The sequence below is a fragment of the Gordonibacter pamelaeae genome (genome assembly GCF_003340385.1).
Classification (GTDB): Bacteria; Actinomycetota; Coriobacteriia; order Coriobacteriales; family Eggerthellaceae; genus Gordonibacter; species Gordonibacter pamelaeae.
Genome location: NZ_PPTS01000003.1, coordinates 162,857 through 187,322 on the forward strand (window position 1 = coordinate 162,857; position 24,466 = coordinate 187,322).

Consider the following 24,466-nt stretch of genomic DNA (forward strand, 5'->3'; position numbering starts at 1 on the left):
ATTCGAAGGGCTGCCCCGCGGGGCGGCCCTTTTTTGGTGCGCGGGAGGGGCTTTCTTCATATCAGCCGGCCGAGCGCGTGCTCGCAGGGGAGGCCGCCCCGGCGCACACGGTCAACCTCGGGGACTTCCGCATGCGCCGGAGGGCTCTTCCGGCGCATGCGTCCTCGGCCGGCTGATGAAGGAGGAGGCCAGTTTTCCCTTCACCAGCCGGCGTTGCCTCTTCGCCGTCCGTCACACGTTGTCCTCGAGGTCCACCTGCATCAGGTACACGTTCTCGCGGAGGCGCTTCGCGGAGGCGCGGCAGAGGTCGCCCTCCTCGTAGCGGGTCTGGATCTGCTCCAGCTCCAAGCGCAGCCCCAAACGCTCCACGTCCATCGCCAGCGCGCCGGTGCGGGCGAGCGCGGTGATGGAGGGGTTCGCGTTGCGCAGCACCGAGATGGTGCGCTGGTACTCCATGACCAGCGCGCTCACGTCCTCGGCAGGCTCGTTGCACTCCGGCGAGGTCAGCATGGCCTGCAGCTTCCCGACGACGTGCTCGGAGCCCTTGATCTGCAGCTCGCGGATGGCCTGCGTGCGCTCGGTGGGGCTCACGCCGGGCAGGCCGTTGAGCAGCCGGTGCCATCCGGTGCGGGCCAGCGCGCGCAGCCGCAGGTAGGCGTTCTGCAGCGACCAACGACCCGCATGGTGCTTCAGCAGGTTCTCTATGTGCGCGAGGCGGCTTAGGTACTGGTAGCCCACGAGGGGGTAGACCTCCTCGGCCTCGATGAGCTTCAGCACGTAGTCCTGCTCCCAATCGAGCGCGCGCAGCCGCAGGGCGGTGTTCGGCTCGTCCAGAATGTCGTTGCTGTTCTTGATGCGCGCGATGCGCTGGTTGTACGAGTGGATGACCGTCTGCGTGGCCGCGCGGTTCTCGGGCGTCTGGCGCGCGGCCAGCTCCTCTATCACGGCGCGCAGTATCTCCAGGCTCACCTGGGTCTCGTCGCAGCGCAGATCCTCGTCGGTCGGGGGCTTCCTCGGCGCCAGCAGCGGCACCACGAACGTGGCCAACAGCAGCGTGACCACGATGACGCCGCAGGCCAGGAATATGATGAGCTCGCGCTGGGGGAAGGCCACCACGCCGCGCAGCGGGTCGAGGTACGTCACCGGTATGGTCAGCACCACGGCCAGCGTGATGGTGCCCTTCGGCCCGCCCAGCGCCATGACCAGCGACGAGCGCACGTCGGCGCGCCATCCCGGCCGCTGCCCCTTCGGCGAGCGGTGCGAATGGTAGCGCTCCATGGCGAGCAGCCACACGAAGCGCACCGCCACGTAGATGAGCGTGAGCAGCAGGATGTAGCCGATGAGCACGCCGTTGTCGATGCTCACGTCGTCCCAGGTGCCCTGCATGGCCTTCGGGAGCTGCGTGCCCAGGAACACGAACACGATGCCGTTGAGCGCGAACGACAGCACGCGCCACACGCTGGACGACACGATGTTCATGCGCGAGATGGACGGCCCGATGGTGCGCGGCGATATGACGTTCACCAGGCCCGCCGCCACCACGGCGATGATGCCGCTCGTGCCCAGCTGGTTGGCCACGAGGTACACGATGAACGGCGTGAAAACCTCGAACAGCACGTGGAACGTGGTGTTCTCGAGCCCCCACGAGCGCACGCGCCGGACGAGGAAGTTGCCCAGGTACCCGAGCGCCAGGCCGATGGCGATGCCGCCGAAGAAGCTCACGACGAAGTCGAGCGAGGCGTTCAGCAGCGAGAACGTGCCCGTGGTGGCGGCGGCGAGCGCGAACTGGAACGCCACGATGCCCGAGGCGTCGTTGATGAGCGACTCGCCCTCCAGGATGCTCTTGTCGCGCGGCGCGATGTCCGTCTCCTTCGACAGCGATGCCACGGCCACGGCGTCGGTGGGCCCGAGCGCGGCGCCCAGCGCGAAGGCGGCGAACAGGCCGATGGAGGGCTCGAGCCATTCGACGGCGAACCCGATGATGAGGGCGGTGACCACCACCAGGCCGATGGCCAGCGACAGCACGGGCCGGCGGTTCTTCCACAGCGCGCCCTTGTCCACGTTCTTGGCCTCGTCGAACAGAAGCGGCGCGATGAACAGCACGAGGAACAGGTCGGGGTCGAGCGTGATGTTGATCTGCGAGGGAGCGAACAGGGCGATGAGCAGGCCCAATCCGATCTGGATGAGGGGGGAGGAAACCTTGGGGACAAGCTGGTCGATCACCGAGGAGAGCAGGACGGCCGCGAGCATGAGCAGTGCGAGCACGAGTGCCTCCACCGATCGCCCTCCTTACGTTGCGTTGCTTTCCGGGATGCCGGGCCGAGGGGCCGGCCCCTTCATTGTAACCGACCGCCGAGCGGGGGCGCCCGTCAAAGGCGAGGGTTTTTCATGTGGTTACGCGGGCCCCGCAACGCCTTGGGAGCCGATCCCCGCCGCGGACTCCTCCTGTATGAGCGCGACGCTGGCCTTGATGTGCAGCGTGTAGGCCACGGCCGCCGTGGAGGCCAGCACCAGGTCGCGCTCGAAGTCGCCGGGGGCGTCGCCGCTCGCGAGGCCCTGGGGGCTGGCGGGGCGGGCTCCGAACAGCGCACGGACGGCCGCCTCGAACGCATCGCAGTAGTAGTCGTAGGCCACGCCCGTGTCGAACGTTGCTATCTGGCGGCGTATGAGCAGGTCGATCTCCGAGAGCGAGAACGTCTGCTTCAGGGTGCAGATGACCACGAGGTAGGCCACGTGGGCGCGCGTGTACTTCTTGCCGGTGGCGGCCGCCAGCACGCCCTGCTTCACGTAGTTGTTCACCATCGAGCGCGTGATGATCTTCTCGTCGGGCTGGTAGAGGGGCGCGAGCGTCTCCTCGAGGAAGCCCACGAGCTGGTCCATGTACAGGTCGATGCGGGGGATCTCCCCGTAGCGGGGCAAGTGCAGCTCGAGGAGCCGCTGGGCGTAGGGCGTTGCGCTGACGTCTTTCATGGGCCGTGCCTTCCGGTTCGTGCGCTTTTGCGTGCCGTATCGAGGGAGCATAGCAAGAAAGGGTTTCTGCGTCAATTATTACAACTTGTTGACATGGTGACGTTAAGCACGTAATCTAGTTTTTAATACAAGATAGAGAAGCACCCGATCGAAAGCAGGCCCCCATGGAATCCTCACGCATCGCGCTCGTCGTCGACTCGTGCACGGACGTTCCCCCCGAGGATATCGAGCGCTTCGGCATGTACGTGGTGCCGCTGCAAGTGAACTACCGGGACGAGACGTTCCTGGACAAGGTCACCATCACGCCCCAGCAGGTGTACGACCGCTTTGCCGAGGAAGTGCCCACCACGTCCACGCCCACGCCGGCCGTGGCGCGCGAGGTGCTGGAGCGCGTGGTGGCCGACGGTTACGAGCAGGCCGTCGTCGTCACCATTTCGAGCGGGCTCTCGGCCACCTACGACCTCATGCGCTCGGTGGCGTCGGGGGTGGCCGGGCTGGAGTGCGCCATCGTGGACACGCGCAGCATCGGCATGGGTGCCGGGCTCGTGGCGCTGGCGGTGGCGCGCATGCTGGCGGACGGGGCGTTGCTTGCCGACGTGCGGCGCGAGAGCGAGCGCATCGTGCGCGACACGAAGGTGTTCTTCTGCGTCGATACGTTGGAGTACCTGCACAAGGGCGGGCGCATCGGCAACGTGACGTACGCCGTGGGCAGCATGCTGGACATGCGGCCGGTCATCACCTGCAACGAGCAGGGCGTGTACGTGACCGTGTCGAAGGCAAAGGGCCGCCGCCAGTCGCTCAAGAAGGCCATGGCGTGCGCCGAGAAGTTCGCGTCCCGGTTCCCGCGCTGCACGATGGCCGTGGTGAACGGCGATGCCGCAAAGGAGGCCGCCGCCGTGCGCGCCGAGCTGGGAGAGCGCGTCGGGCATGCGGACGCCTGGTACGAGGGCCAGATCAGCCCCGTGCTCGTGGTGCATACCGGACCCGGCCTCATCGGCATCGGCGTCTGCGGGGCGTAGCCCCTCGGCTCCCGTCACGCCAACGGCAGCAGGACCTCCACGGCGAAGCCGCGTCCGGGCTCGCCCTTGAGGACGAGCGAGCCGCCGTGGGCGCGGGCGATGCGGTCCACCAGCACGAGCCCCAGGCCGTGCTCCTCGCCGTAGGAGCCCGCGGCGCTGCGGGACGTGCGGGCGCGGGCCAGGCGCGCCTCGAGCGCGGCAAGCTCCTCGGGCGAGGCGCCCGCGCCGTCGTCGGCCACGCGGATCGCGGCGAAGCCCCCCGTTGCGCCCCTGCCGGCTTCCGGAGCCTGCGCGCCTTCGCGCACCGCGAGCCGGACGGCCACGTTGCAGCCGCTCTCGTTATGCAGGCGCGCGTTGGCGATGGCGTTCTCCACGGCGCGCGTGATCAGGCGCTCGTCGCCCAGCACCACGGCCTCGGCGGCGTCCTCGTCCACGTCGAGGCCGATGGGGTGCAGCTCGTCGAGCCCTGCGTTCATATGCCCCGCCACCACCGTGCGCAGAAGGCGCGGCAGGCCGATGCGCTCGAGCTTGAGCGGCTGCATGTCGTAGTCCAGCTGGGAGGCGGTGTTGAGGTCGGTGACCAGGTCCTTGATCTTGAGCCCCTGCGCGCGGATGAGGGCCGCCTGGGCGCGCGCGTCCTCCGGCACCCGCCCGTCGGCCGCCAGCGCGTCCGCGTACCCCAGGATCATCGACAGCGGCGTGCGGATGTCGTGCGACACGCCCCGTATCCAGTTCGCGCGCGCGGCGTCCTTCTGCTCGATGATGCCCGATGCCTCGGTGATCTGGTCGCCGATCTCGCGCAGGTCGCCCTTCAGGCGGAGCTCGGCGGCGCGGCCCTCGGACAGCGCGTCGAGCGCGTCGGCGATGGGGCCGACCGCCCTCTGCGTGCGCCGCCGCGACACCGCGTACACCGTGAAGAGTATTCCCAGGTCCACGGCGAACACGAGCAGCAGGTAGAACGGAACCATGCGCACGGTGGATGCGGGGAACGTGAGGCCCATGTGCCAGTACGTGCCCTTCGGGAAGCCCACCGCGAGCAATCCGTCGTCGCGGTTCCAGAAGAACGCCGGGTAGTCGGCGATGTTGGCGTAGTGCGCGGCCATGGCCAGCTCGTTGGGCGTGAACGACGCCGGCACGTCGTCGGGCGCGCCGTGCGACCAGGCCACCGCCCCCTCGCCGTCCACGAGGACGGCGAGGGGGCGGTGGGCGTCGAGCTCCGCGGCCCCCGCCTCGCCGAGCGTCCAGCCCTCCTCGCCGAGCGCGAGCGCGCCGTCCACGGCGCGTATCACCAGGGCGGGCGTGCCGTCGTCGAAGTTCTCGTTCGACTCGTGGAAGGCGATGACCGTGTACAGGAAGAAGTCCACCACCACGATGAGGAAGGCGAGCGCGGTGAACAGCAAAAGCTGCTTCGTGAAGAACCGCGCGAGGCTGGGCATGCGCTTCCCGCGCCTCCGACGCGCCGTGCCGGCCATGCTCATCCCCGCTTCACGAGCTTGTAGCCGAGCCCCCGCGCCGTGACGAGCGAGGCGGGCTTCGACGGGTTGGCCTCGATCTTCTCGCGCAGGCGGCGGATGTGCGCCATGAGCGAGTTCTCGTAGCCGAACGACGTGCCCCAGCACGCCTCGCACAAGGCGTCGATGGTGACGATGCGCCCGGCGTTGCGCGCGAGCACGCTCAATATCTCGTGCTCCTTGGCGGTGAGCAGCACCGTCTCTCCATCGGCGCGCTCCACCTCGGCCGTGGCGAAGTTCACGCGGCAGGCGTCCAGCTCGAGCGTCGGGCTCTCTTCGGCGTAGCAGCGCCGCAGCACCGCGGCGATGCGCAGCACGAGCTCCTGGGGGAGGAATGGCTTGGCGAGGTAGTCGTCGGCGCCCAGGGCCAGGCCGCTCACGCGGTCGAAGGGCTCGTCCTTTGCCGTAAGGAACACCGCGGGCACGCGGGCGCACGCGGGCCGCTCGCGCACGCGGGCGAGCAGGTCGAAGCCGTCCATGCCGGGCATCATCACGTCGAGCACGAGCAGTTGGTAGGCGCGCTCGGGCGAGGCCGCGCGGCTGTCGATGGCGGCGAGCGCCTCGGCCCCTGCATGCACGACGTCCACACAGGCGAACCCCGCGCCGTGCAGGATGGCCGCCACCATGTCGGCCAGCTCGCGCTCGTCGTCCACCACCAGGATGCGCTTGCCGCGCAGATGCTCGTCCACCATACCGAATCCGCCCGATGCCATCTGGCCTCCCTTCTCTCACGTTCGCATTATGGCACATCCGCCCCGCGCCCGGGCGGCCGCGCGCGGAGCGTAAGGCAGGCACAAGGTTGCGTAAGGGAAACGCAAGGAAGGGGAAGGGGAAGCGTAAGGCCGCCCGCGTAAGCTTGTCTGCGGAACCGATCGAGAGAAGGAGACAACATGGCGGCACAACATGCAGGGCAGCCGATGCAAACCGTGGTCGAGGTGCGCAACGTGGGCAAGCGCTACGGTATCGAGGGGCGCAAGCGCGACGGGAGCGTGACGCAGGCGCTCGACCACGTGAGCTTCGCGGTGGCGGCAGGCGAGTTCACCGGCATCATGGGGCCGAGCGGGTCGGGCAAGTCCACGCTGCTCAACTGCCTGGCCACCATCGATGCGCCCACAAGCGGCAGTATCCATATCGGCGGGCGTGACGTGGGGTCGCTCGCAGGCAAGGAGCTGGCGCGGTTCAGGCGCGAGGAGCTGGGCTTCATCTTCCAGGACTCGAACCTGCTCGACACGCTCACGGCGTACGAGAACATCGCGCTCGCGCTCACCATCCGGAAAACCCCTGCGCGCGAGATCGATGCGCGCGTGCAGGAGGCGGCGAGCACGCTCGGCATCTCCGACGTGCTGCAGAAGCATCCCTACCAGATGTCCGGCGGCCAGAAGCAGCGCGTTGCCGCTGCGCGCGCCACGGTGGGCCGCCCGCGCCTCGTGCTGGCCGACGAGCCCACCGGCGCGCTCGACTCGAAGTCGGCCAAGCAGCTTCTCGAATCGCTCGCGTACTTGAACAGCCGCGGGTCCACCATCCTCATGGTCACGCACGACTCGTTCTCGGCCAGCTACTGCAACCGCATCATCTTCATCAAGGACGGCGGCCTGTACGGCGAGCTGCGCCGATCGGGCGCCGACCGCGGGGTGTTCTACCGCAAGATCGTGGAGATGGTGTCCCATATGGGCGGCGCGGGCGAGGACGCGCCTGCCGAGGGCGAGGTGGCGCGCCATGCTTGCTAGGCTCGCGCTCGGCAACGTGCGCAAGTCCCTCGCGGACTTCGGCGTGTACTTCCTCACGGTCATGCTGGGCGTGGCCGTGTTCTACGCGTTCAACTCCATGACGGCCCAACAGGGCGTGCTCGCGTTCTCCGAGACGCAGGACAAGATGTTCGAGCTTCTGGGCATGGTGATCGGCGGGGTGTCGGTGTTCATCGCGTTCGTGCTCGTGTTCTTGGTGGTGTACGCGAACGGCTTCCTCATCAAGCGGCGCAAGCGCGAGTTCGGGGTGTACCTGACGCTGGGTATGAGCTCGGGCGACGTGGTGAGGATCGTGGCGCTTGAATCGCTCATCGTGGGCGCCGTGTCGCTCGCGGTGGGCCTTGCGGTGGGCGTGGGGCTCTCGCAGCTTCTGCTGCAGCTCACAAGCGCGCTGTTCAAGGCCGACGTGGCCGCTGCCGGTGGGTTCGCGTTCGTGTTCTCGGCCGACGCGCTGGTGAAGACCGCCGTCGTGTTCGCGGCTATCTTCCTGGTGGCCGCCCTTTTGAACGCGCGCACGGTGGCGCGGGCGAAGCTCATCGACCTGCTCCATGCAGGCAGCAGGAACGAGGAGATGAGGCTTAAGAGCCTGCCGCTGTCGCTCGTGCTGTTCGCGGTGTCGCTCGTGCTGATCGGCGTATCGTACAAGCTGCTCATCGACAACGGGCTCATGGAGCCTTCGCCGGAATTCGCCGCGGCCACGGTGCTCGTGTGCGTGGGCACGGTGCTGTTCTTCTACGCGCTGTCGGGCTTTTTGCTGAAGCTCGTGCAGATGATCAAGCCGCTGTACCTGCGCGGGCTCAACATGTTCACGCTGCGGCAGCTGGGCGCCAAGGTGAACACCACGTTCGCGTCGCTGTCGGTGGTGTGCATCGTGTTGTTCCTGGCCATCACCAGCGTGTGCGGCGGCATCGGCATCCGCAACGCCATCGACGGCTCGCTGGACAGGAGCACCGACTACAGCGCCAGCGTGTCCACGTCGTTCGGCTCCTACAACGCCGAGGCGGGTTTCCAGCCGGCGGACCTGGGGGCGTTCGGCGAGTTCGCCGAGCGGCAGGGCTACGACATGGCCGCCGGCCTGCGCGCGAGTGCAGCAGCGGTGGGGGCGGGCGACTTCGACGCGGTCGTGTCCGGCACGGCGCAGGTGGACCTCATGGTCGACCCGTCCGACGGCCTGGTGATGGACGACGTGGAGCGCGCGAGCGGCCTGGTGCTGGCCGATTACGCGGGCGCTTCCATCAACAGCGGCTACGGCGTGTACCCCGTGTACGTGGCGGCGCTGTCACAGGTGAACGATGCGCTTGCGCTGGCGGGCAAGCCCGCGCTCGAGCTGGGCGCGGGGGAGTGCGCGATCTACAGCGACTCCGACATCACGAGCGGGTTCTACCGCGATGCGGTGGATCGCGGCACCACGCTGCCGGTGGGCGGACGCGATATGCGCGTGGTCGAGTTTCGGGATGATTGCCTGCAGACCACGCCGTTCCCCATGAACACCGGCACGCTCGTGGTGCCCGACGAGGCGGTGCCCGAGGACGCGCGCATCCTGCAGTCCATCCTCGACGTGCAGTGCGCAAGCGATGCGGACGAGGCGGCGTTCGGCGAGATGATGGACGCCGTGGCGGATACCGACAACCCCGACACCTGGCCCGTCACGCTTTCCATGACGCGCGCCGACGTGTTCGACCAGAGCATCAGCCTGTCTACCATCGTGGCATATCTGGCCATCTACCTGGGCTTCGTCCTGGTCATCGCCTGTGCGGCAATACTCGCCATCCAGCAGCTCTCCGACGCGTCCGACAACGCGCAGCGTTACGGCCTGTGCGCCAAGCTAGGCGCCCCCGAGCGCATGATCGACGGCGCGCTGTTCGTGCAGGTGCTCGTGTACTTCCTGTTCCCGCTGCTGCTGGCCGTGGCGCATTCCGCGTGCGCGCTCGTGGTGGTCACCGACGTCGTGGCCGTGTTCGGGCACCTCGACATCACCTCGATGGCGCTCGCCTGCGCCGGCGCGTTCCTCGCGGTGTACGGCGTGTACTTCGCCGTGACGTACCTCGGCGCCCGCAAGCTCGCCCGCGAGTAAGGACGAAGACGCCCCCGCAGGTTCGACCTGCGGACCCTGCTAGCAGCCGCTTGCATGTCCTCCCCTTATCAGCCGGCCGGGTACGTGCGTGTCGTGCGAGCTGTCCGGCGCATCGGGCGAACCTCCAAGGTTGCCCTGATGCGCCGGACGGCGTCCATCGCGCGCGTGCTTTCGGCCGGCCGACAGAGGGGCCGAGGCACGCGCGAGCGATCTTCCTCTTTCCTACATCTGCCGGCCGAGCGCGAACGCGTGCGAGAACAGGCTGCCATTGTCGGTCGGCACGAGCACCAGGTTGTCGCTCTCCAGGACGTACGTGGGCAGGACGCGCACCATGGTCAGCTGCACCGTGCCGCCCGGCGCGATGACGACGTGCTGGGGGTTGTCGGAGGGCAGGGTGTCGCCCGAAGCCTCGAAGTCCAGATCGTAACCCGTCCGCACCACGTCGAGCGTCCCGTCGTCGTTGCGCAGGGCGAACTCGTAGAGCACGCTCGTCCAGACGGGCACGGCCGTATCGCCAAGGTTGCGCACCGTTACCGTCGTCGACGCGTAGCGGTAATCGTTGCTCGTCAAGGTGCCGTCGTCGTTGTAGCCGTAGCCCCACACCTCGCGCGAGCACTTGTCCAGGTAGCGCGCGTTTCCGAGCCAGCCGCCGATCACGAAGAGGCAGTCGCCGAGCGTCTTCCCGCCCGGCAGGGTGTCGGAGAGCGAGAGGGAAGGAGAGCTCATGGCCAGTTGGGCGGTCAGCCGTTGCGGGCTCTCGGCATTCGTGTAGGAGTAGTCGGGGTTCTCGTAACCGAAGTCGAACGGGATCTCGCCATCGGCCGCCGTGAGCGCGTTCTCGGGCAGCGTCGCGTCGACGTGCGCGCCGTCCACCTCGACGGTTGCCCGCCACGTGTCGTCCTGCCGCTCGATGATCGAGGCGGGCAGCACCTCGTCGGCGCGGTCGTTCGCGTCGTCCAGCGGGAAGGGGAACGGCCCGTTTCCGGCTTCCACCACGGTGCCGTAGAGCGACTTCGCCGACGTGCTCGCCTCGGCATCGTCCGCAGCGAGGCGGGGGGTCAGGCGGGGGGCGCCGTCAACCATCTCGGTCTCGAAGTTGGCGACGTGCAGCTCGATGGCCTGCGTGGAGGTGCTGCCGTCCTCGAACGTCACGGTGACGGTGAGCGTCTGCCCGTCGAACAGGTCGATGACGGGGGACTGCGAGTCGTTGAAGACATCCTCGGGAACCTCGCCTTCGTTCGTCCAGAGGCCGAAGCTCGTCGTGCCGTCGGCGATGCCGGGGTCGTCGTCCGCGGAGACGTCGATGGTGGCGCCCATGAGCTTCGCGAGGCTAAGCTTGCTCTCGCCGTCGCGCATGGCGCTGCCCACGAAGTCGTAGCCGCCGTAGTACTCGCCGGTGCCGCGCGACGTGGGCTTCCAGCTTGCAAGCTCGCCCATGCGCGGGTCGTCGGGGTCGGTCGGCCCGTCCTCGAACGTCACGCGGTACAGCGCCCCGCCCGTGAGATGCGCCTGCACGCGGACGATACCCTCGCCCTCCACGTGGAAGAGGCAGCCCGAGAAGAAGCCGCTTACCTTGTAATCGTCGCCTCCCCGGAATCGGTAGCCCAGGTCGCGGTCGAACGCCACGGTGCCGCCCTCCCCGGGTGCGAGCGGCGCGCTGCCGTCGCTCGCATAGGCGCGCACCGAGAAGCCGCAGCGTGCGGCGGCCTCGTCGAGCGTGATGGCAGGGGAGCCGGAGAGCGACGAGGTGAGGGCGGGGATGCCGGCCACCGCGAGCGCGCCGGCGACGAGGCAGGCGGCTGCGGCCGGCGCCCAGCGGCGGGCGAGGGATGCGGCGCCGACGGAGAAGCCGGCGGTGCGCGACGTGGGCCGGGGGCGGCGCCGGGCCGGGCGCTTCGCGGGTGCGGCTCCCTTCGCGGGCGCCTGGCTCCCGGCGTGCTGTGCCGTGCCCTCCTGCAGGGCGTTGCAGACGGCGCGCTGCTTGAGCTCGGGGGAGGCTTCGACAGGGGACTGCGACGCGGCGTAGCGCGTGCGGAACTCGTTCTCGTTCATGGGCGTGCTCCTAGGTCGATCTTGAGGGCCTTGCGTGCGCGGTGGAGGTGGGAGCGGACGGTGGCGGGGCGCTCGCCGGTGATACGGGCGATCTCGTCGGTTGCGTACCCCTCGTAATAGTGCAGGTGCACGGCGGTGCGCTGGCGGTCGCTCAGGCGGGCGAGGGCGGCCTCCAGCTCGTCGTCCCGGCCCGCGGCGCCCTCCGGGGCGTTCGGGCCGGGACGGTCGGCGAGGCGTGCCACGTCATCGTCGCCGAGGGCGGCGCGCTTCCGGTGCCAGGGGCTGCGGTGCAGGTCGTTGCAGCAGTTGACGGTCACGTGCAGAAGCCAGGCCTTCAGGTGCTCGTCGTCGCAGAAGCGCTTGCCGCCTTGATGCAGGCGCAGGAACACGGTCTGGAACACGTCCTCGGCATCGGCGCGGTTGCCCGTGCGGCTCGCCGCCAGGCGCAGGACCGTGTCGCCCCAGCGCCCGACCGCGTCCTCGAGGAACGCCGCCGCCTCGCGCGCCTGCGCGACGCTTGCCTCGGCGGCTGCGTCGGGGGCGTCGCCGCGGAAGGCGTTGCGCGCATCGCCGCCGCCTGCCGCCCGGGACGCGCCGGCGCTGGAAGCGCCGTCGAGCGGGGGACGTGCCGCGTCCGGCCGCCCCCGCCCTGCGGCGCCGAAGCCCGCGGGCAGCGCCATCTCGCCTGATTCTTCCATATCCCATCTCCTTTCCCCTAGAACACGGGGAAGGAACCGTCATTTGTTGCGCTCTGCCCGAAAAAAGACGGGCGGTTTCGATCGCCCGTCGAAACCGCCCGTTGGGCGCTCGCGCCCTCGCTTGCCGCCCTCTTTGCCTTACCGCAGGCTGGCACCCAGCTCGCGGGCATCGTCGAGGGCGGGGTTGCCGGCGATGTCGCCTACGCGGTACACGCCGCCTGCCAGCACGCGACCCAGGTCGCGCCAACCCATGCGCTCGCAGAGCACCTCGTAGTAGGAGACGACGGGGGCGAAGTTGCGTTCCGTGTCCTCCTCGGCGGGCATGAGCAGCACGCAGCCCTTGCCGCCCGCCTCGGCTGCGGCCGCCTCCGCGGCGCGCATGCCGGCCTCCATGAGCGCGAACAGGCGGTCGAGCACGGCCTTCTCCTGCGCGGTGACGCTCCAGCAGTACATAGGCGACGCCAGCACCACCACGTCGGCCGCGCGGTAGGCGGCGTATACGGCGTCCATGTCGTCCTTCTGCACGCAGGGGCTGTCCGCATCGGCGCCGCCGCCCAAGCAGCCCCGGCACGGCGCGATGTCCATGAGCGCCACGTCGAATCGCACGACGTCGTGGCCCGCCTGGGCGGCCCCTTCCGCGAACGCGTCGACGAGCGCCGCCGTATTGCCGTTCCTCCTCGGGCTCCCGTTCAGCACCAGCACGTTCTTCCCCATGGTCCTCCGCCTTCCCTCGTCTGCCTGGCCGCATCCGCTTTGCCTTGCCGCGCACGCCGCGCCGTTCCCGTCAGCCGTGCGCGGCTTCCGTCGCAGCCGATTGTACCGCGCCCACCGCGGCCCCGCTGCGACGGTTTTCAAATCGCGTCCCTGCTTCCCGCCCACGCGCTCGTTCGCGCGGGCGCCGCCCTTTCGCCGCCCGCCGGGCGGGGGAGGGAGTATACTGCTGTAGCAGGCTAAAGCGGCTCGGCTCCCACGCAACGACGGCGCGGCTCCCCTGCGCGACGGCAGCCCTCGGCCTCACCTTATACAAGAGAAGGAGAAGAACCATGCGCTACGTCCACTGCTTGAACAACATTTCCTCGCACGGAACCGACCTGCTCACCGATTCCTACGAGCTCACCGACGACCCTGCGAGGGCATCGGCCATCCTCGTGCGCAGCGCCGCCATGCACGACATGGCGTTCGGCGACGGTCTCCTGGCCATCGCGCGCGCGGGGGCGGGCGTGAACAACATCCCCACGGATCGTTGCGCCGAGGAGGGCATCGTCGTGTTCAACACGCCGGGCGCCAACGCCAACGCCGTGAAGGAGATCGTGCTGTGCGCGCTTCTGCTGGGAAGCCGCGGCATCGTGGACGGCATCGCATGGTGCCGCGACAACGCCGACGACCCGAACATCGCCAAGGCGGCGGAGAAGGCGAAGAAGCAGTTCGCCGGCTGCGAGATCAAGGGCAAGAAGCTGGGCGTCATCGGTCTGGGCGCCATCGGCGCCGAGGTGGCGAACGCGGCTGTGGCGCTGGGCATGGACGTGTACGGCTACGACCCGTACGTCTCGGTGGGCGCCGCATGGCGCATCTCGAGCGCCGTCCACCACGTCACGAACCTGGACGACCTCTTCCGCACCTGCGACTACCTCACCATCCACGTGCCGGCCATGGAGGGCACCATCGGCATGGTGGGCGGGCGCGCCTGCTCGCTCATGAAGGACGGCGCCGTGGTGCTGAACTTCTCGCGCGACACGCTCGTGGACAACGCCGCCATGGCCTCGGCGCTGGCGTCGGGCAAGGTGGGCGCCTACATCACCGACTTCGCCACGCCCGAGGTCATGAAGATGGAGCACGCGATCGTGCTGCCCCACCTGGGCGCGTCGACCGCCGAGGCCGAGGACAACTGCGCCGCCATGGCCGTGCAGGAGATGATGGACTACCTTGAGAACGGCAACATCAAGAACTCGGTGAACTTCCCCGCGTGCGACATGGGCGCGTGCCCTGCCGGCATGAGCCGCGCGGCCGTCATGCACGAGAACATCCCCAGCATGATCAGCCGCATCACCGATGTGTTCGGCGAGGAGGGCGTGAACATCGAGAACATGACGAACAAGTCCCGCGGCGACGCCGCCTACACGATGCTCGACCTCGACCAGCCCGTGCCCGCCACCGCCGTGGAGAAGCTGGAGGCCCTCGAGGGCGTCCGCCGCGTGCGCGTGGTGTGTTAAAGGGAGGTTCCGAGCCGCGCCGCATGTCCGAGGGGCATGCGGCGCGGCGGCAGCAGGGCCGGCCCGTTCTCGGGTTCGGCCCTCCTCCCCGCAGGCGGGGAGGGAAGATGCTCGCAAAACGAAAAAAGCCAGCCGGTTCTGCCGGCTGGCTTTTAGGTTCTCAATGGTGGACCGTCGGGGACTCGCGTATTCGCTTCGCGAATCCGCACCCCTCGGCATCGCAGATGCCTCGGGCGTTTTCCTAAGAACAGCCCACCGGGCTGTTCTCTTAACGGAAAACCACCTCATCGGTTCGAGTCACCGTTCCCCAAAAATGCAACAACCCCGCATAAGCGGGGTTGATTTGATTTCAATGGTGGACCGTCGGGGACTCGAACCCCGGACCTTGGGATTAAGAGTCCCCTGCTCTACCAACTAAGCTAACGGTCCAAAGAAAAAACTATGTCAAAGTGCTCAAAGCGCTGGGCTATCTTAAAGCATGCGTCCAGCGATTGCAAGCCCTAATTTCAAAAAGCGCGCTGGGGTGGCTAATCGGACTCGAACCGACGACCTCCAGAGCCACAATCTGGCGTTCTAGCCAACTGAACTATAGCCACCAAGGCGCAAGGTGGAAGTATACGGATTTTCTCCCCTGAGTGCAAGAGGATTATGGACAAATTGTATCAGACTTGCTGCAATCGGGCTCTGATCGGCCCGTTTAGAGTAGTATAGTTGCCTGAAACGCCGTGTTTTCCGCCGGTTGGAACAGCTTCGGGCTGCCGACCGCTTCCGGCCACGGCGCAAAAGCCGGCGTCGCGCGCCTGGGCGCGCCCGCCACCATCCCTTTCACCGAGGAGCGGCACCACGTGGAAAAGCAATCATCTGAAAAGCGCTTCGCGCTCTTGATCGACGCCGACAACGTGTCGGCGAAGTATATAAAGCCCATCACCGACGAGCTGTCGAAGTACGGCACCGTCACCTACAAGCGCATCTACGGCGACTGGACGCTCACGCTCCACGCCAAATGGAAGGACGCGCTGCTGGAGAACTCCATCACGCCCATCCAGCAGTTCGGCTACACGCAGGGCAAGAACGCCACCGACTCGGCCATGATCATCGACGCCATGGACATCCTGTACACGCGCTCGGTGGAGGGCTTCTGCATCGTGTCGAGCGACAGCGACTTCACGCGCCTGGCCAGCCGCATCCGCGAGAGCGGCCTCACGGTCATCGGCATGGGCGAGAAGAAGACGCCCACGCCGTTCCGCAAGGCGTGCGACATCTTCACCACGTTGGAGCTTCTGCTGGGCGACGCGGGTGGGAAGGCGTCCGGCCGCGGCAAGGGCCGGGGCGACCAGGCCGGCGCGAACGCCGCCGGCGCGGGCGCGGGCACGGCCACCGCGAGCAAGGAGGAGATCGAGCAGGCCGTGGTGAACATCATCACGGACAACCAGAACAACGGGAAGTCCACCGGCCTCGGCGAGGTGGGCAGCCGCCTGCTGAAGCGCTACCCGGACTTCGACGTGCGCAGCTACGGCACGAACCTGCTGTCGAAGCTGCTCGACGAGTTCCCGAGCGTGCAGATCACGAAGGACGGCAGTTCGGTGACGGTGGAGCTCGCGGGCGACGACCGCGAGCGCCGGGGCGGCCGCGGCAAGGACGCCCCGCACGGCGCGGAGGCGCCGGCCGCCGAGGCGTCCGACGCGCAGGCCGAGCAGGAGCCGAAGGGGCCTGCCGGCGCCGAGGGCGCAGTCGACGCGCAGGCGGAGCCCGTCCCGGCCGAGGGCGCTGACGAGCCGGTGCGGCAGCCGGCTGCGAACGGGGGCGGGGAGGGCGCTTCCGCGAAGAAGCCCCGTCGCTCCACGCGCCCGGCCTCGCACCGCGGCGGGAAGGGCGACGCCCCGAAGGCGACGGCCGAGGATGCCGTCGAGGCGAAGGGCGCCGAGGCTCCTGCCCCGGATGCCCCGGCGGAGGAGCCGCAGGACGCTTCGCGCGCCGCGCAGCCCGAGCCTGTCGAAGAGCCTCCCGTGGACAACCGTCCGGGCCGGGCAGCGCGCTTGAGGGCCGCCGCCGCATGGGCGAACGCCATGGGCGGGCGCAAGGCTGCGGCCAAGGCGAAGCCGGCCGCGCGCAAGGAGCCGGAGGCGGAGGCGCAGGACGCCCCGGCCGCCCCGCAGGCCGAGGAACCCGCAGGGGTGCGGCAGGGGCAGGCGCCCGCAGCGCCGAAGCCGAAGTCCCGCCGCAAGCCGGCCGCCAAGGCCGCTGCGGCCCCGCAGCCCGTCGAGCAGGGCGAGGCCCCGGCACAAGCCGCCGAGGCGCCCGCGAAGGCCCCGGCGAGGGCTTCCGCGAAGGCGGCGCCGAAGCCCACGGCGAAGCGCGCGAAGGCGGCCGGCCCGGCCGAGGCGGCGCGTCCCGCCGAGAAGGCCGCGAAGGCCGGCAAGGCCCCCAAGTCACCCAAGGCCGCGCAAGCACCCGAGGCTCCCGCGCAGGACGCCCACGCCGCAGGCGGGCCCGAGGAGTACATCCGCCAGACGCTGGCCGAGGCCGGCCCCGACGGCGTGGCGCTCGCCACGCTCGGCAAGCGCGTGCGCGGCAGGTTCCGCACGTTCAAGCTGCGCGACCTGGGCTATGCCCAGTTCCGCCCGTACCTCGCCGACCTCGAGGGCGTTGACGTCGAGCAGCGCGACGGCCAGTTCTACGCCCGCCTGGCCCGCTAAGGCGGGCTGCGGACCAGCGAGGCCGGCCCGCCCTTCGGCAGCGGGCCGGCCTCGCGCCCCTTTTCAACCGCTCGTTGACGGAGGACGGGTGCCCGTGCGTCCGTGGTATCCTGCCCCTTGATCCTGTTTCCATCGAGAAGGAACCTTGCCATGAAGAAGATTCTCGCGATCGTGGCGGCCGTGGCGCTCGTCGCCGTGGGCGTCGTGGGCACGCTCGCGTTCCAGCGCGCCTTCGAGCCCAGCGTCAAGCTCACCGCCACGTCCATCCAGGAGCAGCTCACGAACTCCAGCGAGCTGGCCACGGCCAAGCTGGAGTACCGCGGCCTCGTGCGCTATGAGAACGGCGACATCGACTTCATCAACAAGAAGGGCTTCACCATGGTCTACGACGCCGAGGTGCGCGCCGGCGTGGACCTGTCGCAGGCCTCCGTGGACGTGAGCGGCCGCACCGTCACCGTGCGCCTACCGCAGGCCCGTCTTCTGGGCATCGAGATAGACCCGCACTCCATCGAGTTCTACGACTCCGCGTTCGCGCTGTTCAACTGGGAGAACAAGCAGGACACCGCCGAGGCTCTCAAAGCGGCCCAGGCCGACGCCGAGGGCAAGGTCGACCAGACCGGCATGATCGAGCAGGCGAACGAGCAGGCCCGCACCCTCGTGGAGAACCTGCTGCACCCGTTCACCGTGGGAGAGGGCGCCTACACGCTGCAGATCGTGGACGCGTAAGAGGGGCGCAAACTGCGCCCCATACGGAAACGGCGCGGCGGCCCGGTGGACCGTCGCGCCGTTTCCGTATGGGAAGGGGCTTGCCCCGCCCCGCCCTACGCCAGCTCGTTCTCGTCGAACGCGTCGCGGCCCAGGCGGAAGCTGCGGCCCTCGAGGCGCCGCTGGCGGTACTCCGCCGCGGCGGTGAACAGCACGTCGGACGAGGAGTTCAGGGCCGTCTCGCACGAGTCCTGAACCACGCCGATGATGAAGCCGATGGCCACCACCTGCAGGGACACGTCGCCGTCTATGCCGAATAGCGAGCAGGCCAGGGGTATGAGCAGAAGCGATCCGCCGGCCACGCCCGACGCGCCGCAGGCGGAGGCGGCGGCCAGCGCGCTTAGCACCACGGCGGCGAGCGGGTTCACGGCGATGTCGAGCGTGTGGGCGGCCGCCATGGCCATGACCGTGATGGTCACGGCCGCGCCCGCCATGTTGATGGTGGCTCCCAGCGGGATGGAAACCGAGTAGTTGTCCTTGTCGAGGCCGAGCTTCCGGCAGAGCTCCATGTTCACCGGGATGTTCGCCGCCGAGCTGCGCGTGAAGAACGCCGTGACGCCGCTGTCCTTCAGGCACCGCAGCACGAGGGGGTAGGGGTTCGCGCGCACGCAGGCGAACACGATGAGCGGGTTCGCAACGAGGGCGATGAACACCATGCAGCCCACGAGCACGAGCAGGAGCCGCCCGTACTCGGCGAAGATGTCCAGCCCTTTCTGCGACACGGTGGTGTACACGAGCCCCAGCACGCCGAACGGGGCGAGCGCGATCACCCAGCGCACCACGGTGGACACGGCGTCCGACACGCTTGCGAACACGTCCTTCACCGTGCCCGACGCCGTGCGCAGCGCGATGCCCAGCACGACGGCCCATACGAGGATGCCCAGGTAGTTCGCGTTCGCCAGCGCGTCCACGGGGTTCGCCACCATGTTCGAGGCGAGCGTGCCCAGCACCTCGCCGATACCCGAGGGCGTGCCCTGGGCCTCCGCCGGGGCCGCCAGCGTCAGATCGGTGGGGAACAGGTAGCTCGCCCCCACGGCCACGAGCGCCGCCGCGAACGTGCTCACCAGGTAGAGCACCACGACCGTCCGCATGGACCCCGCCGCCTTCGCGTTGGCCAGCGCGCTTGTCACGAGGAAGAACACGAGCACCGGCGCCACGGCCTTCAGGGCCGACACGAACAGCGTGCCCAGAAGCCCCACGGCCTCTGCGCTCGGAAACGCGATGCCCAGCGCCGTGCCCACGGCGAGTCCCGCCACGATGCGCTTGATAAGGCTGATATCGTTGTATTTGCGCGCAAGCGCCTTGAAGTCCACGTCTGCTCCTTGCCTTCGTTCCCTACGGTTCGGGCGCCTATGATAGCAGACCGCGCAACCTGGCCGCGCGCCGCCAAGTTCTGCTATCATGTTCGCTGCGCGAAAAGGGCGCACGTGCGGGCGTGGCGGAATTGGCAGACGCGCCAGATTTAGGTTCTGGTACCGAAAGGTGTGAAGGTTCGAGTCCTTTCGCCCGCACCAAGCAAATTTTCTGAATCTAAGCTTCTCCTAAAGAAAAAAACAGCTTTCCGCATCTAAGGCAGAGCTAACCTTTGGCGATATCTAGGGTATATTTATTAATTAGCTTTTCGACTTGATTAGATGAGACCGCCTGAATTGATCTTTTTGGTAACATTCTGCGGACTCTCATTATGGATTGTGGCGAAACATTACACTCGTCAGATAAATAAGCGGTCCTACGGTATTTAACACCTTTGTTATCCAGCATTTGCACGAAAAGACGTCTATCAGTTTTTCCCTCTTTATCGAGCATGGATAAAGGAATATTGTATTGTACTCGTTCGCCATTGCCATCGTTAATCCATTTATATTTCGCCTTTACATCTAAAGGCGTAATACTTAATGAGCTTTTTGAAATAAAACAAACATAAAGCCTTATTTTCGACAAGCTAACCTTTCCTTTACTTTCTACTAAAATTGAGCAGTACTTTATCATATTTGTGTCCCAAAAAGGCCCTGTACTTTCTATCGATACTCTGGGTATGACATTGCTTGGAGCGAGATCGTTGCTGATGAAAATCCTTTTGATTTTGTTGCGAAAGACATAGCCGAAAACTGTTAAGAGTGTGGCAACAGCTAAAGCCGCAAGCATATTTGCTAGCACATTGGATAAGAATTCTTCCACAGCAAAACCCCCGACAGTAGAGTAATCGTTCTTGTTTACTTCAGTATAAAATATGTTTGCCGCAGCTGCGCAAAATGCGCGTCCTCGCCCGATTCTCGCCTCGGCCGGGGCGCGTTGCGCTAAACTGGTCGCGGATACGAGGGGGGAGTACGCCATGCGCATGCAGCCACGACCGGAAAAACTCACGACCGAGGAGCTCGGGCAGATCGCCGGCCTGGACGCGGCCAAGCTCGATATGCTGGCCGCCTGGGCGAACAAGAAGCTCACCTGCGCGCACTGCAAGCGCTGCACGCTGCGCTGCGAGGTGCTGAAGGAGCCGGACCTGGACATGGGCCAGGTGGAGGAGGGCTACGGCGCCATAGCGGCGCTGCCGTTCGACGACCAGCCCGCCGCCGTGCTGCAGCTCGTGCAGGACCGCCCCGAGCTCTACCACGCGCTGCGCCGCTGCTGCTTCTGCGGCTTCTGCACGGCCACGTGCCAGACCCATGTGCTTGCGCCCGAGCGCATGCGCGACTGGCGCGTGCTGTTCATGCGCGCCGGGCTCATGCCGCCCGACGACTCCAAGCTCGTGATGGTGGACAACGAGTGGAACATCTTCAGCGCCTACCGTGCCGTCTACGGCATCGGCTACCCGGAGCTCGCCTCGCTCGAGCAGGCGGCCGAGCACGGGCCGGGCCTGGCGGACACGCTGTTCTTCCCCGGCTGCTCGTTGGTGAGCTACGCGCCCGAGCTCACGCGCACGGTGGGGAGGTGGCTCACCGACAACGGCGTGGCCTGGGCGCTCTCCACCGACTGCTGCGGAAGCCCGCTCATGAGCGCCGGGCTGTTCGACCGCGCCGCCGCGCTGCGCCAGCGCATCCTCGACCAGATACGCGCGGCGGGCATCGTGCGCGTGGTCACGGTGTGCCCCGGCTGCGGGGAGGAGTTCGTGGAGCTCATGGGCGACGAGGTGGACATCGTCCCCTTGCCGGAGCTCCTGCTGCAGAAGAGCCGCGCCGCCGAGCGCGCCGGCCGCCCCACGGGCTTCGCGCCGCTTCCCGAGCGAAGCGTCACGTTCTTCGACTCGTGCCACGACCGCTTCGACGGCCGCCACGGCGCCGCCATCCGCGCGCTCGTGGCGCGCAACCTGCCCGGGACGGCCCGCCTGGAGATGGACCACCGCCGCAAGGGCACGCTCTGCTGCGGGGCGGGCGGCGCCGTGGCGGCCTACGACGGCGACGTCACGGAGCGCCGCGTGTGGCGCATCATCGACGAGGCGCGCGCGACCGGCGCCGAGACACTCGTCACCACGTGCCCCACCTGCACCTACACGGTGGCGCAGGCCTGCCTCGGCGCGCCGCCCGAGCGCGGCATCGGCAACCGCCACTACCTGGAGCTGCTGTTCGGCCAGACCATCGACTGGCCGCAGGTGTTCGCCCAGCTGGGCGGCATGTGGGAAGGCGAGTACGGCCCCTGGCTCACCCAGACGTTCTTCGCCTAGGAGGGCGCCGCCCGATGCGCGGCCCGGCCGTCGGGAAGGCCGCCGCGGCCCTTACGCCAGGAAGCGTCCCAGCAAAAAGCCGGCCACCACGCAGAGCGCGGCGAACAGGGCCGACAGGCCGATGAGCCGCGCGTCGCGCTTCTCGCGGCGGACGCGCTCGCGCTCGGCACGGTTGCGCTCGAGGAAGAAGGAGTACCCGTCCGAGGTGATGACCACGATGGTGCCGCGCTTGCCCTCGGCCTTCGCGGCCAGCGCCCCGGCATCGATGAGCTCGGCCTGCAGCTCGTCGTCGGGGCGGTAGGGGAAGGCGCAGCGGTACACGAGCTCGCCCTCGACGCTGCACGTCGAGCGCTCGTAGTCTATGAGCCGCGCCAGCTCGCGCTCCTGCGGTATGTTCAAGGAGATGGCCACGCGCACCTCTCGATCGGTTTCATGATGATGGTTTCCATGATAGCGGGTCGCGGCGGGCGGGGGATGTGGAAAATCGCCGGAGATCAGGAAACGTCCCGGTACCCGGAGGCTCCGGACGGGCAGCGCGGCGCCTCGCGCCCGCGTACCGCACCTCTTTCGTCGGTTCTTCGTGAACCTGCTTCCTCAACCCTACCATATGTGCGATAATTCCGTTTCGGTGTGCCAGAGTGCGACTCGGACGTCTTGCGAGGCCGACGCGGATGCGCGCCGCTAGGGGGCAGCCGCCGAGAGCACCGCGCACGCTGCCGCGAGGCGATTTATCGGAAATGATGGAGGATAGTTACGTGGAGACAAAAGTTGAGGCATTGCAGGATAACCGCGTCAAGGTGACCGTTACCGTCGATGCCAAGGATATCGACGCGCGCATCAAGAAGACCTACAAGGACTTCGCGCACAAGTACAACTTCCCCGGGTTCCGCGCCGGCAAGGCGCCGCGCCCGATCATCGACAACGCGCTGGGCGCCGAGGCGGTTCCCGCCACGGTGACGGACGACGTGGTGAACGAGACCTATCCCCTCGCCATCGACGAATGCAACCTGTACCCCGTGTCGAAGCCGACGTTCGCCGAGGACATGGGCCTCGTGGCGGCCGGCAAGCCGTTCGAGTACTCGCTCGAGGTGGAGGTCAAGCCGGAGCTGGAGCTCTCCAGCTACGAGCCGGTGGAGATCGACATGCCCGCCGAGGGCGCGAGCGACGCCGAGGTCGACGACCAGATCGACCAGCTCCGCGAGCACTACTACGACTACGAGGACGCCGCCGCGGCCACGAAGGTCAAGGAGGACAGCTACCTCGACCTGGGCATGAAGGCCACCGACGACGCCGGCGAGGACATCGCCTCCCTGACATCTCCCACGCGCCTCTACGGCCTGGGCACCGGCCTGTTCCCGGCCGCGTTCGACGCCGAGCTCGTGGGCATGAAGAAGGGCCAGAAGAAGGAGTTCTCCATCGACGTGCCGGCCGAGCCGACCGTCATGACGCAGCCCCTCATGGGCAAGACGTCCAAGATCAACTTCGAGGTGGAGGTGCAGGCCGTCAAGAACAAGGTGCTGCCCGAGGTCACGGACGAGTGGGTCAAGGACACGCTCGGCTTCGAGAACGTGGCCGACCTGCGCACCCGCGTGGCCGACTCCATCCTGGAGCAGAAGGAAGAGGTGCTGCCCCGCATCAAGGAGAACCAGTGCCTCTCCAAGCTGGCCGACCGCCTGCAGGGCGACGTGCCGGAGGCCATGTGCGAGGAGGCCGAGACGAGCCTGCTGCAGGACTTCTTCCAGCAGCTGCAGCGCCAGGGCGTGAGCTTCGACGCCTACCTGAAGCAGCAGGGCATCACGCCCGACCGCTTCAAGGAGGACGTGAAGGCGCAGGCCGCCGACATGACCAAGCAGGACCTCGCGCTCGACGCGTGGGCGCGCCACTACAACATGGAGGTCACCGACGAGGATGTGGCCGAGGAGTTCGTGAAGAGCGGCGTGGAGGATCCGAAGAAGCTCCAGGAGGAGTGGCGCCGAAACGGCCAGCTCCACATGGTGAAGAACGGTATCGCCCGCACGAGGGCCGCCGAGGACGTCATGGAGAAGGCCGTCGTGACCATCGTCGAGCCGGGAGCGGCCGCCGACAAGAAGGACGAGAAGAAGACCGCCAAGAAGGCCGCGGCCAAGAAGACCGCCAAGAAGGACGAGGCCAAGGCCGAGGCTACCGAGAAGAAGCCGGCCGCCAAGAAGGCCGCCCCGAAGAAGGCCAAGAAGGACGAGGCCGCCGACGCCGAGAAGGCCGCGGACGCCGAATAGCGCCGCAGGCGGCCCTTCGGACGCGCCCTCCCGGGGGCGCGTCCGCTCGTCTCGCCGAGGGTAACGAAACGGTAGCCTGGCCTTGCGTGGCGGCGAAACGTACATCACTATGGCATTAGACGATTCCGTGCGGTCCCGCCGGGGCCGCGAGCGAAAGCGAGGCAACAAGCTATGAGCTACGATACCAAGGCAGCACTGATCCCCTACGTCATCGAGCAGTCCCCGCGCGGCGAGCGCAGCTACGACATCTACTCCCGCCTGCTGAACGACCGCGTGATCTTCCTGGGCGAGCAGATCGACGACAACGTGGCGAACTCCGTGGTGGCGCAGCTGCTGCACCTGGAGAGCGCCGACCCCGAGAAGGACATCTCCCTCTACATCAACTCGCCGGGCGGCTCCGTCACGGCGGGCCTGGCCATCCTGGACACCATGGACTTCATCAAGTGCGACGTGTCCACCATCTGCCTGGGCGAGTGCGCCTCCATGGCCGCCGTGCTGCTGTCCAACGGCGCCAAGGGCAAGCGGATGTGCCTGCCGAACTCCATGGTGCTCATCCACCAGCCGTCCGGCGGCGCTCAGGGCCAGCAGACCGAGATCGCCATCGTGGCCGACTTCATGCTGAAGACCCGCAACCGCCTGAACAAGATACTCGCGGACAACACGGGCCAGACGCTCGAGACCATCCAGGCCGACACCGAGCGCGACAACTACATGACCGCCGAGGAGGCGCTGGCCTACGGCCTGGTGGACCGCATCACCACGTCGCGCGCCGCCGCCGCGGACACCGAAGAGAAGAAGAGCGAATAACCTGCT

Annotated in this window: 19 protein-coding genes and 3 tRNA genes; 10 read left to right on the top strand and 12 right to left on the bottom strand. The window is 67.7% G+C overall.

Annotated features, from left to right (window positions below):
• Positions 1-231: 231 nt before the first annotated feature.
• Together C1877_RS05805 and C1877_RS05810 are read right to left on the bottom strand one after the other, a co-directional pair.
• Positions 232-2,277, bottom strand: coding sequence for a Na+/H+ antiporter (locus C1877_RS05805; RefSeq protein WP_041238746.1), 2,046 nt, complete (start codon positions 2,275-2,277; stop codon positions 232-234).
• Positions 2,278-2,394: 117 nt separating this feature from the next.
• Positions 2,395-2,970 (bottom strand): DUF1836 domain-containing protein, encoded by a 576-nt coding sequence (locus C1877_RS05810; protein WP_114568646.1) that lies wholly within the window; start codon positions 2,968-2,970, stop codon positions 2,395-2,397.
• A gap of 164 nt (positions 2,971-3,134) precedes the next feature.
• Here C1877_RS05810 and C1877_RS05815 point away from each other — a divergent pair, with 164 nt between their 5' ends.
• Complete coding sequence (locus C1877_RS05815) at positions 3,135-3,989, top strand: DegV family protein (protein ID WP_114568647.1); 855 nt, start codon at positions 3,135-3,137, stop codon at positions 3,987-3,989.
• 14 nt (positions 3,990-4,003) lie between these two features.
• Here the strand turns inward: C1877_RS05815 and C1877_RS05820 are convergent, their stop codons facing one another.
• Complete coding sequence (locus tag C1877_RS05820) at positions 4,004-5,461, bottom strand: sensor histidine kinase (protein WP_114568802.1); 1,458 nt, start codon at positions 5,459-5,461, stop codon at positions 4,004-4,006.
• 2 nt (positions 5,462-5,463) lie between these two features.
• Positions 5,464-6,213 carry a response regulator transcription factor gene (locus C1877_RS05825; protein WP_206671507.1) on the bottom strand — a complete coding sequence of 250 codons (750 nt, stop codon included), beginning with the start codon at positions 6,211-6,213 and terminating at the stop codon, positions 5,464-5,466.
• Between the two features lie 177 nt (positions 6,214-6,390).
• On the opposite strand from C1877_RS05825, the gene C1877_RS05830 reads away from it, so the two are divergent.
• Together C1877_RS05830 and C1877_RS05835 are read left to right on the top strand one after the other, a co-directional pair.
• Entirely contained in the window at positions 6,391-7,227 is an 837-nt protein-coding gene (locus tag C1877_RS05830; RefSeq protein ID WP_041238742.1) for an ABC transporter ATP-binding protein, read from the top strand.
• Positions 7,217-9,319 carry an ABC transporter permease gene (locus tag C1877_RS05835; protein ID WP_114568648.1) on the top strand — a complete coding sequence of 701 codons (2,103 nt, stop codon included), beginning with the start codon at positions 7,217-7,219 and terminating at the stop codon, positions 9,317-9,319. Before C1877_RS05830 ends, C1877_RS05835 begins: the two co-directional genes overlap by 11 nt.
• A 222-nt stretch (positions 9,320-9,541) precedes the next feature.
• Here C1877_RS05835 and C1877_RS05840 read toward each other — a convergent pair whose 3' ends face one another.
• The 3 genes from C1877_RS05840 to C1877_RS05850 form a co-directional block, all read right to left on the bottom strand.
• Positions 9,542-11,371 carry a hypothetical protein gene (locus C1877_RS05840; RefSeq protein WP_114568649.1) on the bottom strand — a complete coding sequence of 610 codons (1,830 nt, stop codon included), beginning with the start codon at positions 11,369-11,371 and terminating at the stop codon, positions 9,542-9,544.
• On the bottom strand, positions 11,368-12,069 hold the full coding sequence (locus C1877_RS05845) for an RNA polymerase sigma factor (protein ID WP_227155115.1): 702 nt from the start codon (positions 12,067-12,069) through the stop codon (positions 11,368-11,370). Before C1877_RS05845 ends, C1877_RS05840 begins: the two co-directional genes overlap by 4 nt.
• A 138-nt stretch (positions 12,070-12,207) precedes the next feature.
• The gene (locus C1877_RS05850) at positions 12,208-12,783 is read right to left on the bottom strand and encodes a flavodoxin family protein (RefSeq protein WP_015538718.1); all 576 of its coding nucleotides are present in this window, start codon (positions 12,781-12,783) and stop codon (positions 12,208-12,210) included.
• Positions 12,784-13,112: 329 nt separating this feature from the next.
• Here C1877_RS05850 and C1877_RS05855 point away from each other — a divergent pair, with 329 nt between their 5' ends.
• The gene (locus C1877_RS05855) at positions 13,113-14,279 is read left to right on the top strand and encodes a phosphoglycerate dehydrogenase (RefSeq protein WP_015538717.1); all 1,167 of its coding nucleotides are present in this window, start codon (positions 13,113-13,115) and stop codon (positions 14,277-14,279) included.
• A gap of 353 nt (positions 14,280-14,632) precedes the next feature.
• Here the strand turns inward: C1877_RS05855 and C1877_RS05860 are convergent.
• Both C1877_RS05860 and C1877_RS05865 read right to left on the bottom strand, forming a co-directional pair.
• Positions 14,633-14,708, bottom strand: a tRNA-Lys gene (locus C1877_RS05860).
• 90 nt (positions 14,709-14,798) lie between these two features.
• Positions 14,799-14,875: transfer RNA gene (locus C1877_RS05865), tRNA-His, on the bottom strand.
• Positions 14,876-15,124: 249 nt separating this feature from the next.
• Here C1877_RS05865 and C1877_RS05870 point away from each other — a divergent pair.
• Positions 15,125-16,975, top strand: a complete 1,851-nt coding sequence (locus C1877_RS05870; RefSeq protein WP_114568805.1) for an NYN domain-containing protein — start codon at positions 15,125-15,127, stop codon at positions 16,973-16,975.
• Between the two features lie 150 nt (positions 16,976-17,125).
• Complete coding sequence (locus C1877_RS05875; RefSeq protein ID WP_015538716.1) at positions 17,126-17,701, top strand: DUF4230 domain-containing protein; 576 nt, start codon at positions 17,126-17,128, stop codon at positions 17,699-17,701.
• 95 nt (positions 17,702-17,796) lie between these two features.
• Here the strand turns inward: C1877_RS05875 and sstT are convergent, their stop codons facing one another.
• A complete protein-coding gene (sstT, locus tag C1877_RS05880; protein ID WP_114568650.1) occupies positions 17,797-19,053 on the bottom strand; it encodes a serine/threonine transporter SstT in 1,257 nt (418 codons plus the stop codon).
• A gap of 116 nt (positions 19,054-19,169) precedes the next feature.
• Between sstT and C1877_RS05885 the strand changes: the two genes are divergently transcribed.
• Positions 19,170-19,254: transfer RNA gene (locus C1877_RS05885), tRNA-Leu, on the top strand.
• A gap of 64 nt (positions 19,255-19,318) precedes the next feature.
• Here the strand turns inward: C1877_RS05885 and C1877_RS15140 are convergent.
• On the bottom strand, positions 19,319-20,074 hold the full coding sequence (locus C1877_RS15140) for a hypothetical protein (protein WP_181813801.1): 756 nt from the start codon (positions 20,072-20,074) through the stop codon (positions 19,319-19,321).
• Between the two features lie 4 nt (positions 20,075-20,078).
• Here C1877_RS15140 and C1877_RS05890 point away from each other — a divergent pair, with 4 nt between their 5' ends.
• Positions 20,079-21,398, top strand: a complete 1,320-nt coding sequence (locus C1877_RS05890; protein WP_181813802.1) for a (Fe-S)-binding protein — start codon at positions 20,079-20,081, stop codon at positions 21,396-21,398.
• A 51-nt stretch (positions 21,399-21,449) separates the two neighbouring features.
• Here C1877_RS05890 and C1877_RS05895 read toward each other — a convergent pair whose 3' ends face one another.
• Positions 21,450-21,809 carry a hypothetical protein gene (locus C1877_RS05895; RefSeq protein WP_041239908.1) on the bottom strand — a complete coding sequence of 120 codons (360 nt, stop codon included), beginning with the start codon at positions 21,807-21,809 and terminating at the stop codon, positions 21,450-21,452.
• Between the two features lie 344 nt (positions 21,810-22,153).
• On the opposite strand from C1877_RS05895, the gene tig reads away from it, so the two are divergent.
• The gene (gene tig, locus C1877_RS05900) at positions 22,154-23,653 is read left to right on the top strand and encodes a trigger factor (protein ID WP_227153998.1); all 1,500 of its coding nucleotides are present in this window, start codon (positions 22,154-22,156) and stop codon (positions 23,651-23,653) included.
• Positions 23,654-23,824: 171 nt separating this feature from the next.
• Complete coding sequence (locus tag C1877_RS05905; RefSeq protein ID WP_015538715.1) at positions 23,825-24,460, top strand: ATP-dependent Clp protease proteolytic subunit; 636 nt, start codon at positions 23,825-23,827, stop codon at positions 24,458-24,460.
• Positions 24,461-24,466 lie beyond the last annotated feature (6 nt).

Bases quoted from the DNA above. Each gene is read 5' to 3' on its own strand.
- C1877_RS05875 (WP_015538716.1), top strand. From the start codon at position 17,126: ATGAAGAAGATTCTCGCGATCGTGGCGGCCGTGGCGCTCGTCGCCGTG.
- C1877_RS05810 (WP_114568646.1), bottom strand. From the start codon at position 2,970: ATGAAAGACGTCAGCGCAACGCCCTACGCCCAGCGGCTCCTCGAGCTG.
- C1877_RS05845 (WP_227155115.1), bottom strand. From the start codon at position 12,069: ATGGAAGAATCAGGCGAGATGGCGCTGCCCGCGGGCTTCGGCGCCGCA.
- C1877_RS05890 (WP_181813802.1), top strand. From the start codon at position 20,079: ATGCAGCCACGACCGGAAAAACTCACGACCGAGGAGCTCGGGCAGATC.
- C1877_RS05840 (WP_114568649.1), bottom strand. From the start codon at position 11,371: ATGAACGAGAACGAGTTCCGCACGCGCTACGCCGCGTCGCAGTCCCCT.
- C1877_RS05905 (WP_015538715.1), top strand. From the start codon at position 23,825: ATGAGCTACGATACCAAGGCAGCACTGATCCCCTACGTCATCGAGCAG.
- C1877_RS05825 (WP_206671507.1), bottom strand. From the start codon at position 6,213: ATGGCATCGGGCGGATTCGGTATGGTGGACGAGCATCTGCGCGGCAAG.
- C1877_RS05855 (WP_015538717.1), top strand. From the start codon at position 13,113: ATGCGCTACGTCCACTGCTTGAACAACATTTCCTCGCACGGAACCGAC.
- C1877_RS05830 (WP_041238742.1), top strand. From the start codon at position 6,391: ATGGCGGCACAACATGCAGGGCAGCCGATGCAAACCGTGGTCGAGGTG.
- C1877_RS05850 (WP_015538718.1), bottom strand. From the start codon at position 12,783: ATGGGGAAGAACGTGCTGGTGCTGAACGGGAGCCCGAGGAGGAACGGC.
- C1877_RS05815 (WP_114568647.1), top strand. From the start codon at position 3,135: ATGGAATCCTCACGCATCGCGCTCGTCGTCGACTCGTGCACGGACGTT.
- C1877_RS05820 (WP_114568802.1), bottom strand. From the start codon at position 5,461: ATGGCCGGCACGGCGCGTCGGAGGCGCGGGAAGCGCATGCCCAGCCTC.
- C1877_RS15140 (WP_181813801.1), bottom strand. From the start codon at position 20,074: ATGGCGTACTCCCCCCTCGTATCCGCGACCAGTTTAGCGCAACGCGCC.
- C1877_RS05835 (WP_114568648.1), top strand. From the start codon at position 7,217: ATGCTTGCTAGGCTCGCGCTCGGCAACGTGCGCAAGTCCCTCGCGGAC.